This window comes from Ideonella sp. (assembly GCF_041287625.1).
Taxonomy (GTDB): domain Bacteria; phylum Pseudomonadota; class Gammaproteobacteria; order Burkholderiales; family Burkholderiaceae_C; genus Ideonella.
Genome location: NZ_JBGGNH010000040.1, coordinates 1 through 13996, shown reverse-complemented (window position 1 = coordinate 13996; position 13996 = coordinate 1). Strand labels below are relative to the sequence as shown.

15 protein-coding genes and 1 pseudogene are annotated in these 13996 nt (G+C 66.8%); 10 read left to right on the top strand and 6 right to left on the bottom strand.

Going from position 1 to position 13996, the window contains the following annotated elements:
• A pseudogene (locus ACAH41_RS16335) lies at positions 1 to 122 on the top strand (IS5/IS1182 family transposase); the annotation flags it as partial.
• 246 nt (positions 123 to 368) lie between these two features.
• On the opposite strand, the gene ACAH41_RS16330 reads toward ACAH41_RS16335, so the two are convergent.
• Together ACAH41_RS16330 and ACAH41_RS16325 are read right to left on the bottom strand one after the other, a co-directional pair.
• Positions 369 to 611: a DNA-binding transcriptional regulator gene (locus ACAH41_RS16330; protein ID WP_325650671.1), complete on the bottom strand. Its 243-nt coding sequence runs from the start codon at positions 609 to 611 to the stop codon at positions 369 to 371.
• Between the two features lie 58 nt (positions 612 to 669).
• Complete coding sequence (locus tag ACAH41_RS16325) at positions 670 to 1050, bottom strand: type II toxin-antitoxin system RelE/ParE family toxin (protein WP_325650673.1); 381 nt, start codon at positions 1048 to 1050, stop codon at positions 670 to 672.
• Positions 1051 to 1391: 341 nt separating this feature from the next.
• Between ACAH41_RS16325 and ACAH41_RS16320 the strand changes: the two genes are divergently transcribed.
• A complete protein-coding gene (locus ACAH41_RS16320) occupies positions 1392 to 1559 on the top strand; it encodes a hypothetical protein (protein WP_325650674.1) in 168 nt (55 codons plus the stop codon).
• Between the two features lie 367 nt (positions 1560 to 1926).
• On the opposite strand, the gene ACAH41_RS16315 is transcribed toward ACAH41_RS16320, so the two are convergent.
• The 3 genes from ACAH41_RS16315 to ACAH41_RS16305 form a co-directional block, all read right to left on the bottom strand.
• Positions 1927 to 2067, bottom strand: coding sequence for a hypothetical protein (locus ACAH41_RS16315; protein WP_325650676.1), 141 nt, complete (start codon positions 2065 to 2067; stop codon positions 1927 to 1929).
• Between the two features lie 383 nt (positions 2068 to 2450).
• Positions 2451 to 3185, bottom strand: a complete 735-nt coding sequence (locus ACAH41_RS16310; protein ID WP_325650678.1) for a 3'-5' exonuclease — start codon at positions 3183 to 3185, stop codon at positions 2451 to 2453.
• Positions 3166 to 3714 (bottom strand): PadR family transcriptional regulator, encoded by a 549-nt coding sequence (locus ACAH41_RS16305; protein WP_325650680.1) that lies wholly within the window; start codon positions 3712 to 3714, stop codon positions 3166 to 3168. Before ACAH41_RS16305 ends, ACAH41_RS16310 begins: the two co-directional genes overlap by 20 nt.
• Before the next feature lie 131 nt (positions 3715 to 3845).
• On the opposite strand from ACAH41_RS16305, the gene ACAH41_RS16300 reads away from it, so the two are divergent.
• Together ACAH41_RS16300 and ACAH41_RS16295 are read left to right on the top strand one after the other, a co-directional pair.
• A complete protein-coding gene (locus ACAH41_RS16300) occupies positions 3846 to 5873 on the top strand; it encodes an NADPH-dependent 2,4-dienoyl-CoA reductase (protein WP_325650682.1) in 2028 nt (675 codons plus the stop codon).
• Positions 5874 to 5901: 28 nt separating this feature from the next.
• Positions 5902 to 6339 (top strand): nuclear transport factor 2 family protein, encoded by a 438-nt coding sequence (locus ACAH41_RS16295; protein WP_325650684.1) that lies wholly within the window; start codon positions 5902 to 5904, stop codon positions 6337 to 6339.
• Between the two features lie 15 nt (positions 6340 to 6354).
• Here the strand turns inward: ACAH41_RS16295 and ACAH41_RS16290 are convergent, their stop codons facing one another.
• Complete coding sequence (locus ACAH41_RS16290) at positions 6355 to 6906, bottom strand: hypothetical protein (RefSeq protein WP_325650686.1); 552 nt, start codon at positions 6904 to 6906, stop codon at positions 6355 to 6357.
• A gap of 511 nt (positions 6907 to 7417) precedes the next feature.
• On the opposite strand from ACAH41_RS16290, the gene ACAH41_RS16285 reads away from it, so the two are divergent.
• The 6 genes from ACAH41_RS16285 to ACAH41_RS16260 form a co-directional block, all read left to right on the top strand.
• Positions 7418 to 8386 carry a chromate resistance protein ChrB domain-containing protein gene (locus ACAH41_RS16285; RefSeq protein ID WP_325650688.1) on the top strand — a complete coding sequence of 323 codons (969 nt, stop codon included), beginning with the start codon at positions 7418 to 7420 and terminating at the stop codon, positions 8384 to 8386.
• 18 nt (positions 8387 to 8404) lie between these two features.
• Positions 8405 to 9595 carry a chromate transporter gene (locus ACAH41_RS16280; RefSeq protein ID WP_325650690.1) on the top strand — a complete coding sequence of 397 codons (1191 nt, stop codon included), beginning with the start codon at positions 8405 to 8407 and terminating at the stop codon, positions 9593 to 9595.
• A gap of 54 nt (positions 9596 to 9649) precedes the next feature.
• Complete coding sequence (locus tag ACAH41_RS16275; protein WP_370538373.1) at positions 9650 to 10681, top strand: Cj0069 family protein; 1032 nt, start codon at positions 9650 to 9652, stop codon at positions 10679 to 10681.
• Between the two features lie 55 nt (positions 10682 to 10736).
• Complete coding sequence (locus tag ACAH41_RS16270; RefSeq protein ID WP_370538372.1) at positions 10737 to 12236, top strand: ATP-binding protein; 1500 nt, start codon at positions 10737 to 10739, stop codon at positions 12234 to 12236.
• A complete protein-coding gene (locus tag ACAH41_RS16265; protein WP_370538371.1) occupies positions 12233 to 12919 on the top strand; it encodes a response regulator in 687 nt (228 codons plus the stop codon). The genes ACAH41_RS16270 and ACAH41_RS16265 overlap by 4 nt, the downstream gene beginning before the upstream one ends.
• A gap of 70 nt (positions 12920 to 12989) precedes the next feature.
• On the top strand, positions 12990 to 13996 hold a 1007-nt coding region (locus ACAH41_RS16260; protein WP_370538370.1), incomplete at its 3' end, for a KUP/HAK/KT family potassium transporter.

Genomic DNA, 13996 nt, shown 5'->3' with positions numbered 1-13996 from the left:
TCAAGCGGCTGTGGGGCTTTGCCAAGGTGCGTTACCGAGGGCTTGCCAAGAACGCCACACGCGCCTTCGTGGTCCTGGGTCTGACCAACATCTACTTGGCGCGGCAGCGTCTCGCGGCATGAGTGCGTCCGCAGTGGGCGCGATGAGAGCCTGAGGACCCCGAGCGGGGCCTCAGGCGCCCTCAAAACGCGTGATTCGCCGGCCTCATCCCGCATGCCGAAATCGGCGGGCGGAGCTTGTTGAAATTCATGGCTTGTTCAGCGTAGCCTTAGCGGACCGACGCAGGGGTCCGTCAAAGCGAGACCATCGCCATCGTCGCCACGATTTGCCTCATGCGGTCGATCGAACGGCCGCCCGAAGGGCATAGCTCAGGCGACGATTTCAAGCCCGCGCTTCTGCACGAGGTGCAGAAGTTTGAGCGCCGCACCTGTCGGCCTCTTCTGGCCGATCTCCCATTTCTGTACCGTGGAGAGGCTCGTGTTCAGAAGCGCCGCGAACACCGCTTGACTAACACGCGAAGCCTCTCGGATGCCTTTGATCTGCTCAGGCTCAAGCGGCTCAACGGGCGGCAAACACATGCGGTCGAACTCCCGCAACGTGACTTGATCCATCACGCCCGCCTTGTGCAGGCCCTTCGCAGTCTGGTGGACCGCATCGAGAATTGGTGACCTAGTCTTTCGCATCGCAATCTACCTCCACAAGCTCGCCTGCTTTCTGCGCCTTCTGTACCGCCTGGACAGTCAGTGACAACAAATGCGCCGCCAACTTCTTCAATGCTTCCTCTTCGTCCCTGTCGATGTTGCTTCGCTCGTTCTTCGGGAAGCCAAATACGAAGACCCAGCGATTGCCCTTGTTCGTCGCAACCAACGTCCTGAAGCCGCCGCTCTTTCCTTGGCCGGGACGGGCAATGCGCTTCTTTACCAAACCTCCGCCGAGATCAGCTTCGTAGAGACCAGCAGCCATCTCCTTGACCGCGCGGCAGAGCGCAGACGTCGCAACCCCTTCCTTCCGCGCCCAACGGTCGAACCATCGGGTCTTGTACACAGCCATATGCTTCCCTCTTGCTGATCATCATAGCACTAAGTGCTATGCATGGAAAGGCCAAATCCTGGCTTCGTAGGCTTTAACCCGGGGGGAACGCTGTGGGCAGCGCACTCACCCCGAGATCAGTGCTCATTGTCGCAAGCACAGGCACTGTCCCCGCCCCTTTCCTTCTCCTTGGCGGTTTCACCCAGCAACGCCCGTTCTGGCCGCGCTCGCGACCGGATCAACAAGCTGCCCGCTCCTTCGCTTTCGCTCCCGTGTTGCCCGTTTCCCCTGCGGTGACCCTGCCGCTGGAGAGCCCGGCCTTGTTCACGGCGTTGACGAAATCCCAAACAAGGAGAACTCAAATGGGACTCGACATGTACGTCTACTGCACCGAGCAGACGATCACCGACATCGACTTCGACATGCCCAACAACGCGCACGAATTCGTCACCTGGCGCAAGCATCCGAACCTGCACGGCTGGATGGAGCAGCTCTACCGCGCCAAGGGCGGCAGGGAGAGCTTCAACTGAAATCGGAAATTCAATAAAAGGGAATCTGCTGATGCCGGCTTGAACCACCGATGCGTCGAGCAAGTCGTCGCGAGCGCCTGAACGATCCCGGACCGAGTCCCAAGAATCCAGCCGTGCCTCGCATCGCTAGGCCCGGCCATTTGATCTCGATCCTGCGGTTCTAAGCAAGGCAATCCCTGGCATGGAGATTGATCGGACTCCGAGAAGGCGTGCCAGCTTCGCAGCCACACCCTTTGAGGTACCCCACCACGTCCTGCGAGAGGCGCAGTGTGACCGGCCTTTTCAGCTTCGACGCATACGGATTGCGACGCGACTTCATCTTCGACAGGTCGTACTCGGCCTTCATGTCATTCACCCAACCAGACGACTATGCGTACGATGTCTTGATCTTCCTGATGGCCGAGATATCGCCAAGGAAAATCCGAAGGGAATCCTTGTCCTTCTGGGAAAGGGCCCGGTCTTCGAGCAGCTTGAGCTGGCCAATGACGACCTCCAGGGCTTCAGCCAAGTGGCCGATCTGCTTGCCGTAGCTACCCACCGTTTGCAGTGCCTCTTGCTCGACGGCGGCATTTGAAGACGCGCCAACGTTGACATTGAACAGATTGAAACGACCAATTCGGCAGTATCGACTGGCTCAGACTGGATGGAGCCATCTGCAGTGGCAATTGCAGTGGCAGGTAGACGTTTTGCATGTTGAACCTCCTGATAGGTCAAACGAATTCGGCGCACTGCGATTGAGCCACATGCCGCGCACTTTGGGCGATGCCTGAGTGCAACCATGCGACGGCAGCATCGCCGCCTTGGGCGGGCTGGACTTCAAACAGAAGACCGCGGACGACGTGGCCAAGTTGCTCGAAAAGCCGCGCACTGCCGCCTGACCGGGCGATCGGTTCAGGACCGGCCGTCGTGCTCGCCCGTCCGCTGCCGAGCCGCCGATTCAATCTTCGCTTCGCGCACGGGCTGGTTCCGCGGACACCCCAGCGCCATGAACACCGCCAGCGCCGCATGCGCATCGTCTGCCGCATATTGCAACTGGCGCGGTGCCAGTTGCGGCAGCGCCCAGTTGGAGGTCGTGGCCTTCCTGGACTTCTGCAGGCGCTGGCCGAGGGCGATGGCGACTGCGGTTTTCACGCCGACGGCATCGCGAAAGCCCAAGGGGCGGAAGGCGCGGGCGACGTCGATGCAGTTTTGCAGTTCGATGCCGAGCTTCCCCTGCAGCGGGCCACGATCGGAGTTCAGGCCGAAGCCGACCTTCAGGACATGCGGCGACTCCAGGATCTCCTGCAGCACGGCCAGCGTGTCGCGGCGGAAGGTCTGGAAGATGAAGGCATGGTCCAGCGTGGCGATCTGGATGACGTGCGGGCCGTCGGACTTCAGGCCTGCGCCGAAGACGGGCTTGGATTCGGTATCGAAACCCACCATGCCGGCGCGTGCAACCTCCGCCGCCGCCAAGGCCAGGTGCGAGGCATCGGTGACCAGCAGGATGCGGCTCAGCGGCAGCGCCTGGTAAGGCGGCAGCAACGCAATCTCTTCCTTGGAGGGCCTGAGCGTTTGCAACGGCGTGTTGGTGCGTCGCTCGGCCGCCGCGCCTGCTGCGGGCGCGGCTTCAGGAAGCTTGTTCTTCACGCTTGACCTCCAGCAAGGCCAGCGCACGCTGGCTCAACTCGATCCACTGCCGCTCGTGCGCAATGCCGGCCTGCAGCACCAGATGCTGCAACTGCGTCTCGCGGCTGGCATCCGGATCGGCAAAGTCCGTCGCTTCGATCTGCAGGTACAGCGCCAGCTTCTGCTCGTGCAGCGCCAGCCGGCGGCGCAGTTCGGGCGCCAGCCCGGCCGGGCCGATGGCAGCTTCGGCGCGCAGCTTGACCATCAGCTCGTCGCGCTGGGGTTTCGGGTCTTCCGCCTCGGCGACCCAGCGCCTGAGTTCGCGCTTGCCGGCCGGCAGCAGCTTGTAGTTGCGCTTGCGGCCGCGGCTCTGGGCGACCGCGGTGGACAGCACCCAGCCGGCTTCTTCCAGCCGGCCGAGTTCGCGGTAGATCTGCTGGTGCGTGGCGTGCCAGAAGTAGCCGATGGAGCGGTCGAAACGGCGGGCGAGTTCCAGGCCCGAACAAGGGCACTCGGCCAGCGCGGTCAACAAGGCATGCGGCAAGGACATGGCGGCATCTTGCCCGAAGCGGCGCCCGATCTGCAGCAGCGGCCAATTTATGCAACCAGTTGCATTGAACGGCGCGGCGCACTACATTGCAATCCATTGAGTTTGCAACCCGTTGCATAAAGCAGCCGCCCATGACCACCACCGCCTACCCTCACCTGCTGCAGCCCCTGGAACTGGGCTTCACTTCGCTGCGCAACCGCGTGCTGATGGGTTCGATGCACGTGGGCCTGGAAGAGGCGCCACAAGGCTTCGAGCGCATGGCCGCGTTTTATGCCGAGCGGGCGCGCGGCGAGGTGGGACTGATGGTGACCGGCGGCATTGCGCCCAACGAGCGCGGCCGGCCGATGCGCGGCGGCTCGATGCTCACGACCGAAGAGGAAGCGGAGAAGCACCGCCTCGTCACGCAGGCAGTGCATGCCGCAGGCGGGCGCATCGCGATGCAGATCCTGCATTTCGGCCGCTATGCCTACCACCCGACGCTGGTCGCGCCCAGCGCGCTGCGGGCGCCGATCAATTCGTTCACGCCGCATGCGCTGAGCGGTGAGGAAGTGGCCGAGACGATTGACGACTTCGTGCGCTGCGCGGCACTCGCCCAGCACGCCGGCTACGACGGCGTGGAGATCATGGGCAGCGAGGGTTACCTGATCAACGAATTCATCGCCGCCTGCACCAACCAGCGCGACGACGAATGGGGCGGCAGCTTCGAGCGCCGCATGCGCTTTCCGGTCGAGATCGTGCGCCGGGTGCGCGAGCGGGTCGGCGCCCACTTCATCATCGTCTACCGGCTCTCGATGCTGGACCTGGTCGAAGGCGGCTCGTCGCTGGACGAAGTCATCCAGCTGGCCAAGGCCATCGAAGCGGCTGGTGCCACGATCCTGAACACCGGCATCGGCTGGCACGAGGCCCGTGTGCCGACCATCGCCACCAAAGTGCCACGCGGCGCGTTCGCCTGGGTCACGCAGCGGCTGATGGGCCAGGTCCACATTCCGCTGGTGGCGACCAACCGCATCAACACGCCCGAAGTCGCCGAGCAGTTGCTGGCTGACGGCTTCTGCAACATGGTCTCGATGGCACGTCCGCTGCTGGCCGACCCGCATTTCGTGCGCAAGGCGCGCGAGGGCCGGGCCGACGAGATCAACACCTGCATCGGCTGCAACCAGGCCTGCCTGGACCACACCTTCGGCGGCAAGATCACCTCCTGCCTGGTCAACCCGCGCGCCTGCCACGAGACCGAGCTGAGCGTCACGCCGACGGCAACGCCCAAGCGCATCGCCGTGGTCGGCGCCGGCCCGGCCGGGCTGGCCTTTGCAGTTACCGCGGCCGAGCGCGGCCATGCGGTCACGCTGTTCGAGGCCGGGCCGGAGATTGGCGGGCAGTTCAACATTGCCAAGCAGGTGCCGGGCAAGGAAGAGTTCCACGAGACGCTGCGCTACTTCCGTCGCCAGATCGAGTTGCAGGGCGTGGCGCTGAAGCTGGACACCCGCGTCAGCGCAGCGCAGCTGGCCGCGGGCGGCTTCGACGAAGTGGTGCTGGCGACCGGCGTCACCCCGCGGGTGCCGGACATCGCCGGGCTGGACCATCCGAAGGCGCTGGGCTACCTGGACGTGCTGCGCGACCATGTGCCGGTCGGCGCGCGGGTCGCGGTGGTCGGCGCGGGCGGCATCGGCTTCGACGTGGCCGAATACCTCGTGCATGACGGCGAACACCAGGCGACGACGCCAGCACGCTTCCACGCCGAATGGGGCGTGGACACCGGCTACGCGCACCCGGGCGGCCTGACGAAACCGCAGCTGCCCAGGCCTGCACGTCAGGTCCACCTGCTTCAGCGCAAGGCCAGCAAGGTGGGCGAGCAACTGGGTAAGACCACCGGCTGGATCCACCGCGCCGGGCTGAAGGCGCGTGGCGTGGAGATGGCGGCGGGGGTGCAGTACGAGCGCATCGACGACGAAGGCCTGCACCTGCGCACGGACGGCGAGCCGCGCCTGCTGCCGGTGGACCACGTGGTGATCTGCGCCGGCCAGGAGCCGCAACGCGAACTGCTGCCGGCGCTGCAGGCATGCGGCATCACGCCGCACCTGATCGGCGGTGCTGACGTGGCGGCCGAGCTGGACGCCAAACGCGCCATCCTGCAAGGCACGCAGCTCGGCGCAACCCTTTGAGATATTTCAATCCAACAGGAGACAAGCGATGACCGCTCCCACCCACCTGCAAGCCGCAGCCGCCCGCTCGCTGGAACACTGGCACCGCATGATCGCGGCGCACGACCTGAGCGGGCTGGACGAGATCGTGCATCCGCAGGCGGTGTTCCGCTCGCCGATGGCGCACCAGCCCTATGCCGGCGCGCCGGCGCTGAAGCTGGTGCTGCGCACCGTGGTGCAGGTCTTCGAGGACTTCGAATACCACCGCCAGTTCGCCAGCGACGACGGTCTCGACGTGACGCTGGAATTCAGCGCCCGCGTGGGCGACAAGCAGCTCAAGGGCGTGGACCTGATCCGCTTCAACGCGGAAGGCCTGATCACCGAGTTCGAGGTGATGGTGCGGCCGCTCAGCGCGCTGCAGGCACTGGGCGCCGAGATGGGCGCGCGGCTGGGCCAGCAGATGCCGGCCTTCAAGGCGCCGCGCTGAACTGAACTCAGGCTGTCAAACGCAGCCAGGGTTCTCCACCTGCTCGGTGAAGCCGGCCACGATGTGCTCGACGTAGCCGTCGCGGGTCTCGAAGCGGGTGGCATGCACGCCGTCCGGGTCCTGCACGGTCAGCGTCCAGTCCTTGCCGCCGCCGGTCTTGCTGGCCTCGGTCTTCAGGCGTTCACCATACAGCGCCTGCACCTTGGCCAGCGTGTCGCCGCGGCGAATGCCGTCTGCAGTGCCCATGCCGGCCTCACGCGTGTCGATGCGGCGCAGCGTGCCGCCTTCCATCAGGAAGCGCAGCTCGGGATATTGCCGGGCGTGCAGGTAGAAGCACTGCGCGGCTGGCGCGTTGTCGGGCAGCTTGACGGACTTCTCGCCGAGCGCGGCGCGGATCTCGAAGGTGTCCATGCCCATGCGCACCGGGCCGACGCCATCCGGGCGCAGCGTGGGGGGCGCACCTGCGGCACCGGCCAAGGGCGCCAGCGCTGCGAGCGCGCTGAAGACAAGCGCTGCCGCAGCAGCCTGGGTGACCCGGCGATGGGGCTTGAAAGACTTCTTGTTCATGGGACGACAGCTCCTGTTGGCGCCTAGGCGCGATTTCCGCAGGATGCGCGCCGCGCCCGCACCTGCCGCGTAGGACTTGACCGCATCGACGCGCCGGTCGATGGCCTGCCCCCGGCGGTGTAACAGCGCTCAATGCTGCACCGCGATGGGTCGATCTTGCCAAGGACGGCAGGCCGCAAACGGCCGCTACGTCAACGCGCGGGCCAGGAGGCGTGTGAGAGGGTCCCCAGACCTGCTGCTTCGCGGCAGGTTTCCTGAGGGGGATGAGAAGACTTGGGGATGGCCCTTCGATTTCTCATGGGGCAGAGGGATGCGACCAGGGTGCCATGACCACGAAGACGCCCGGTTGCGGCCTGCGCTTTTTACCGTTGGCCTGCAGGCTCCACGTCTGCAGGCCCTGTTTTCCGTGCGTGTCCGGGGCACGCCGACGGTAAATGGCCGGAGCGCCTGTGGCTCGACAGTAGTCTGGTAGCGAACGAGACATCAATGTCATACTCGCTACATGAATTCAATGAATGCCGCTGGCTGGTTGGCCCTGGTTGTCACCTTGCCGACCCAGGGTGCCACCGCGCGCATGCGCATCTGGCGGGCCATGAAGGCCAACGGCTGCGCTGCCTTGCGCGACGGCGTCTACCTGCTTCCCAGCGGCGGCGAGCGCCGTGCGGTGCTGACACAGGTGGCCGACGAGTGCCGCCAGGAAGGTGGCAGCGCCTGGCTGATGGCGGTCAACGCCGCGTCGGACGAAGAAGCCGCCGCCTACTGCCAGTTGTTTGACCGGCGGGACGAACTGGCGCAGCTGCGCACCACTTGGCGCGAGGCCCACGGCAGCCTGGCCGCCTTGAGCACTGCGGAGCTGACCCGGCTGCAGCGCCGCCTGCAGCGCGAGTACGACGCGTTGCGGGCCATCGACTTCTTTCCCGGCGAGGCCAGCGTGGAGGCCGAAGCCGCCTGGGGCGAGCTGGCCCGGCGCATCCAGGCCCAGCTGTCACCTGACGAGCCGCACAGTGCGGCCGGGCGTGTGCCACGCCTGGATGCAGCGGCGTACCAGGGGCGGCAGTGGGCCACGCGGCGCCGGCTGTGGGTGGACCGGGTGGCCAGCGCCTGGCTGATCCAGCGCTTCATCGACCCGCAGGCCCGCTTCCTGTGGCTGTCCGCCCCATCCGATTGCCCGCCCGCTGCGCTGGGCTTCGACTTCGATGGCGCGACCTTTTCGCACGTCGACCAGTTCGTGACCTTCGAGACCTTGATGCTGAGCTTCGGCCTGGAAGACGACGCGGCACTGGGCCGCGTCGCCGCGATGGTGCACCAGCTCGACGTGGGCGGTGACCCGGTGCCCGAGGCCACGGGCTTCGAAGCCGTGCTGTCGGGCGCCCGCGAGCGCATCGGTGACGACGACGATGCACTGCTGGCCGAAATCGGCACCCTGCTGGATTCGCTCTACGCGCACTTCAAGCGCGACCCCGCCAAGAACAAGACCTGAGGAAAACGGAGAACCCCCATGACCGACAACCCTACCCCATCCATCCCCGTGCCGGCGCAGCCGCCCTACACGCTCTGGCAGCTTGTGGCCTACATGCTTGGCCTGGGCACCTGGGGCTTCGGCGGCCCGGTGGCCCTGGTGGGCTACATGTACCGCGACCTGGTCGAGAAGCGCCATTGGTTCACCGAGGCCGACTACAAGGAAGGCATGGCCATCGCCCAGTTGATGCCCGGCCCGCTGGCGGCCCAGCTGGCGATCTACCTGGGCTACGCCCACTACCGGCTGACGGGCGCGACCCTGGTCGGCCTGGCCTTCGTGCTGCCGTCCTTCGTGATGGTGGTGGCACTGGGCGCCGCCTATGTGTCGTTCGGCGGCATTGGCTGGATGCAGGCGGTGTTCTACGGCGTGGGTGCGGCGGTGATCGGCATCATCGCGATGAGCGCCTACAAGCTCACGACCAAGAACATCGGCAAGGACAAGCTGCTGTGGGCGATCTTCGCGGTCAGCCTGGCGGTCACGGTCATCACGCAGTCCGAGGTGATCTGGCTGTTCCTCGGCGCCGGCGTGCTGGTCTGGTTCTGGCGCGTGCCGCCGGCCTGGCTCAAGCGTGGCAGTGTCAATGGCGTCGCCGCGCCGCTGATGGCGATGTTCGCGCTCGACACGGTGGACACCGCCAAGCTGAGCAAGATCGGCGCTTACTTCGCCTATGCCGGCAGCTTCGTCTTTGGCAGCGGCCTGGCCATCGTGCCCTTCCTCTACAGCGGCGTGGTCAAGGAATACGGCTGGCTGACCGACCGGCAATTCGTCGATGCGGTGGCCGTGGCCATGATCACCCCAGGGCCGGTCGTCATCACCACCGGCTTCATCGGCTACCTGGTGGCGGGCTTCTGGGGTGCGGTGGTCGCCGCCGTGGCCACCTTCCTGCCCTGCTACCTGCTGACGGTGCTGCCGGCGCCGTACTTCAAGAAGTACGGCAAGCGGCCGGCCATCGTGGCTTTTGTCGACGGCGTGACGGCCGCGGCCATCGGCGCCATTGCCGGCGCCGTGATCGTCATCGGCCAGCGCTCCATCAGCGACTGGGTGACCGCCGTGCTGGCGGTCATCACCGCCCTGGTGCTGTGGCGCTTCAAGAAGGTCACCGAACCGGTGATCGTGGTGGCCGCAGCGCTGATCGGCCTGGTGGTGCATCCGCTGATGACACACGCCTGATTTCGATCACGGTCGCGGCGGCAGCCCACACACAGGCAATCCAAGAAGACCAGGATGACCGCTGTCCCTGCCATCAAGCTGGCATTGCTCTACCCCGGCGACCGGGCCATGCGCGATCGCGCGGACCCGAGCGAGAGTCGCTTCGCCGCGCTGTTCGATGCCTTCCGGGCCGCAGGCGTCGCTGCCGAGCCGGCGGTCTACCACGATGATTTTGCCGACGAGGTGACGGCGCAGCTGTCCCAGGTCGACGGGGTCCTGGCCTGGTGCAACCCGATCGAAGGCGGCAGGCCGCGCGTCCGGCTCGATGCCGTGCTGCGCCAAGTTGCGCTGGCCGGTGTTTTCGTCAGCACGCACCCGGACGCGATCCTGCGGCTGGGCACGAAAGATGTGCTGCTCGATGTCCGCGACCTGCCGTTCGGCAGCGACACCGTGCGCATCGACTCGCTCGAACAACTGGCGGCCGGATTGCCAGGGCGCCTGGGCCACGGTGCGCGCGTGCTCAAGCAGCACCGCGGGCACAGCGGCATCGGGGTCTGGCGGGTCGAAGGCATTGAAGGCAACACACTGCTGCGCGTCCGCCACGCCCAGCGCGGCAGCGCCGAGGAATGCATGGACCTGGCGAGCTTGCTGCAGCGCCTGGCGCCGTACTTCGAGCCGGACCATGGCGGCCACATGATCGACCAGGCCTGGCAGCCGCGCCTGGTCGAAGGCATGGTCCGGGCCTACCTCGTCGAGGACCGCGTGTGCGGCTTCGGCCACCAGGCGATCAATGCGCTGTACCCGGCGCAGGGCGACGCGCCGGCACCGGCGCCCGGGCCGAGGCTCTATCACCCGGCAGACCTGCCACGCTTCCAGCACCTCAAGCGACTGCTCGAAACGCAGTGGATCGCGCTGCTGTGCCAGCGCGTCGGGCTCATGCGCGAACAACTGCCGATGCTGTGGGACTGCGACTTCATGCTCGGCGAGCCGACGCCGGACGAGCCGGAGCGCTACGTGCTGTGCGAGATCAATGTGAGCAGCGTCTCGCCGTTTCCGCCGTCGGCCATACCGCTCATCATGGCGGCGGTGCGCTCAATCACCGGATAGCCTGGCGCCATCTATATATGCAATCCTGACGCAGCCGGTGATACCCTCATCCGTCATGAATCCGGAGACGGTTGCAGATACGGTGCCAGGTGCCCGGCGCCCTCACGACGGATGGGTCGTCGCGGGCCTGCTCGCGGCGGCCACGCTCGCATGCTTCGCGCTGGACGATCATGTGTCGCTCACCAGCCGGGCCATGGTGTTCATGCTCGCGGTGGTGGTCGCTGCCTACAAGCTGCCCTGGGTGGCATCCGCTGCCTGCGCGGTCGGAAGCGCCACGCTTCTCAACTTCTTCTTCATAGCGCCGCGATTCACGCTGCAGGTCGACTCGCGTGAGAACCTGGTCGCGCTGTTCACCATGCTGACGGTGGCGCTGGTCATCAGCCACCTCGGCACCGCGCTGCGGCGGGAAACCGCGACTGCGCGCCTGAACGAGCGGCGGGCGCGTGAACTGCAACAGCTGGCCGGCGAGCTGGCGGCGGCCGCGCGGCCCGAGCAGGTGCTCGTGCTCGCGCGCCGCTTCCTTGGGCATTCGTTTCCCGGCCCCTGCAGCGTGGCCCTGCTCGGGCCCGATGGGCAACTGGCGCCACCGGGCCAGGCATCCGGGATGGACGACGGGATGCGGGCCTGCATCCGCGAGGCGGCCACGCTCGGGCCGGGCACCGGCCGCTGGCCGGGGTTGAATGCGTGGTACTTGCCGCTGCGCGCCGACACCCACATCGGCGGCGCGGCTTGCGTCCAGGGCGTCGCGAGCAGCGACCACGAGGGGCGCGAGCACGCCCAGGCGATCTGCGCACTTCTGGGCCAGGCGCTGTGGCGGTTGCGGCTGGCCGCCGACATGCACGCCAGCGAGGAGCAAGCGCATTGGCACCGAACCCAGAACACTTTCCTGGCCGCCATCTCGCATGACTTTCGCACGCCACTGGCCGCCATCATGGGGGCGGCCTCTTCGCTGCAGACGCAGCGCGACAAGTTGTCGCCGGCCGAACAGGAACGCCTGACCGCCAGCATCGCCAACGAGGCAGGCCATCTCTCGACATTGACGGAAAACACGCTGCAGCTGGCTCGGCTGCAGAATCGCGGCGAGCTCCACCTGGACTGGCAATCAATGGAGGAACTCGTCGGCGCGGTGCTCGCCCGGGTGCGCCAACGCGATGCGGGGCGGCGCATCAGGTCCAAGGTGCCGTCCGGCCTTCCGCTGGTCAAGGCCGATCCGGTATTGATCGCGCAGGCGCTCGAAAACCTGCTGGACAACGCGCTCAAGTACAGCACGCAGGGCATCGAACTGGAAGTGACCCTGGCCGGGCCCAGGATGGAAGTGGCGGTGCACGATCGCGGCCCCGGCATCGCCGCCGGCGCCGAACTCGCGATCTTCGAGCCGTTCCGGCGCGGCGACCAGGACGCAACGCGCGGCGCGGGCCTGGGCCTGGCGGTCTGCCAGGCCATCGCGCGCGCGCATGGGGGCGAGCTGACGGTGCGCTCGCGCGAAGGGGGTGGCAGCAGCTTCGTCCTTGCGATCCCGGTGGAAGCCGACCAGCCGGCGGCGGTGGCGACATGAGCCTGAGCGTGCTTGTCGTCGAAGACGACCGGGAGATCCGGGCGATGCTGCAGGCGGCACTGCGGGTGGAAGGCTTCGACGTTCGCTCCGCCGTCTCCGTCAGCGAGGCGGCCGCCCTGGTGCGCCACGCGCTTCCGGATGTCGTGCTGCTGGACCTGGGGCTGCCCGATGGGGACGGCATCGAGCTCGTGCGGCTGGTCCGCCAGCACCATGCGCTGCCCATCCTGGTCATCACCGCCCGCCACCAGGAGGCCGAGAAGGTTCGCCTGCTCGACGCCGGCGCGGACGACTACCTGACGAAGCCCTTCGGCGTGCCCGAACTGCTGGCGCGCATCCGGGTGGCGCTGCGCCACCGCGGCACCGCCCTGGCGCCTGGGACGACGGTGCACGCGCTCGACGACTTGCGCATCGACCTCGAGGCCCGCCTCGTCACGGTTCGCGGCCAGCCGCTGCACCTGACGCCGACCGAGTTCAACCTGCTCGCGCGGCTGGTGCGCAGCGCGGGCCGCGTCGTGACGCACCGCCAATTGCTCACCGACGTCTGGGGCGCCGAGTTCACGGAGCACACGCACTACCTGCGGCTCTACATGGGCCAGCTGCGCGCCAAGATCGAACAGGACCCAGCGGAGCCGCGCCACCTGCTCACCGAAACCGGCGTCGGCTACCGACTGGCGGCCGCGTAGCGGCGTTCCATATGCGTTCCTGATGGGCTCGCGCCCACACTGCGGCTTTCTTGGCTGCGTGGGAACTGCAATGACGAGTACGACGATGGGGCGGGAGAGCCGCACGGCACTGACCGTGGGCGCATTGGGCGTGGTGTATGGCGACATCGGAACCAGCCCGCTGTACACGATGAAGGAGGTCTTCAACCCGGCGCACGGCCTGGCGCTGGACGCGCAGAACCTGATTGGCGCGGTGTCAGTCATCTTCTGGGGACTGATGTTCATCGTCACCCTCAAGTATGTCGTGCTGATCCTGCGCGCCGACAACCGGGGTGAAGGCGGCATCATGGCGTTGACAGCCTTGGCAGCCAAGGCCGCGGGCACCACGCCCAGGCGGCGCCTGGCCCTGCTGCTGGTCGGCGTCTTCTGGGCAGCCCTCTTCTACGGCGACAGCGTCATCACGCCGGCCATCTCGGTGCTGAGCGCGGTGGAGGGCCTGGAGGTTGCGACACCGGCTTTCAAGCCGTACGTGCTGCCGATCTCGCTCGGGGTGCTGGTCGGCCTCTTTGCGGTCCAGCGCTTCGGCACCGGCGTGGTGGGCAAGCTGTTCGGGCCGGTGATCGGGGTGTGGTTCGCGGTACTCGCTGTCGCCGGGGTCGTGCAGATCATCGAGCAACCCGCCATCCTGGCCGCACTGAACCCCTTGCAGGCCATCGCGTTTGCACGCGGGCAAGGCTTGCAGTTCTTTGTCGTGCTGGGCGCTATCGTGCTGGCCTTCACCGGCGCTGAGGCGCTGTATGCGGACCTGGGGCATTTCGGCAAGCGGCCCGTTCGGATCGCCTGGATGGGCATGGTGCTCCCCGCGCTGGCGCTGAACTACATGGGTCAAGGCGCGCTGCTGATGCGCGATCCGGCTGCGCTGGAGCACCCGTTCTTCCGCCTGTTCCCACCGGCGCTGCTGATCCCCGCGGTCGTGCTGGCCACCGTGGCCACCATCATCGCGTCGCAAGCCGTCATCACCGGCGCCTACTCCATGACCCGGCAGGCGATCCAGCTGGGGCTGCTGCCCCGCATGCGTGTGCTCTACACCTCCGAAAA

Coding starts and splice junctions, on each gene's coding strand:
- ACAH41_RS16285 (WP_325650688.1), top strand. CDS start 7,418: ATGAATGCCGCTGGCTGGTTGGCCCTGGTTGTCACCTTGCCGACCCAG.
- ACAH41_RS16325 (WP_325650673.1), bottom strand. CDS start 1,050: ATGGCTGTGTACAAGACCCGATGGTTCGACCGTTGGGCGCGGAAGGAA.
- ACAH41_RS16280 (WP_325650690.1), top strand. CDS start 8,405: ATGACCGACAACCCTACCCCATCCATCCCCGTGCCGGCGCAGCCGCCC.
- ACAH41_RS16270 (WP_370538372.1), top strand. CDS start 10,737: ATGAATCCGGAGACGGTTGCAGATACGGTGCCAGGTGCCCGGCGCCCT.
- ACAH41_RS16265 (WP_370538371.1), top strand. CDS start 12,233: ATGAGCCTGAGCGTGCTTGTCGTCGAAGACGACCGGGAGATCCGGGCG.
- ACAH41_RS16330 (WP_325650671.1), bottom strand. CDS start 611: ATGGATCAAGTCACGTTGCGGGAGTTCGACCGCATGTGTTTGCCGCCC.
- ACAH41_RS16275 (WP_370538373.1), top strand. CDS start 9,650: ATGACCGCTGTCCCTGCCATCAAGCTGGCATTGCTCTACCCCGGCGAC.
- ACAH41_RS16295 (WP_325650684.1), top strand. CDS start 5,902: ATGACCGCTCCCACCCACCTGCAAGCCGCAGCCGCCCGCTCGCTGGAA.
- ACAH41_RS16305 (WP_325650680.1), bottom strand. CDS start 3,714: ATGTCCTTGCCGCATGCCTTGTTGACCGCGCTGGCCGAGTGCCCTTGT.
- ACAH41_RS16320 (WP_325650674.1), top strand. CDS start 1,392: ATGGGACTCGACATGTACGTCTACTGCACCGAGCAGACGATCACCGAC.
- ACAH41_RS16290 (WP_325650686.1), bottom strand. CDS start 6,906: ATGAACAAGAAGTCTTTCAAGCCCCATCGCCGGGTCACCCAGGCTGCT.
- ACAH41_RS16300 (WP_325650682.1), top strand. CDS start 3,846: ATGACCACCACCGCCTACCCTCACCTGCTGCAGCCCCTGGAACTGGGC.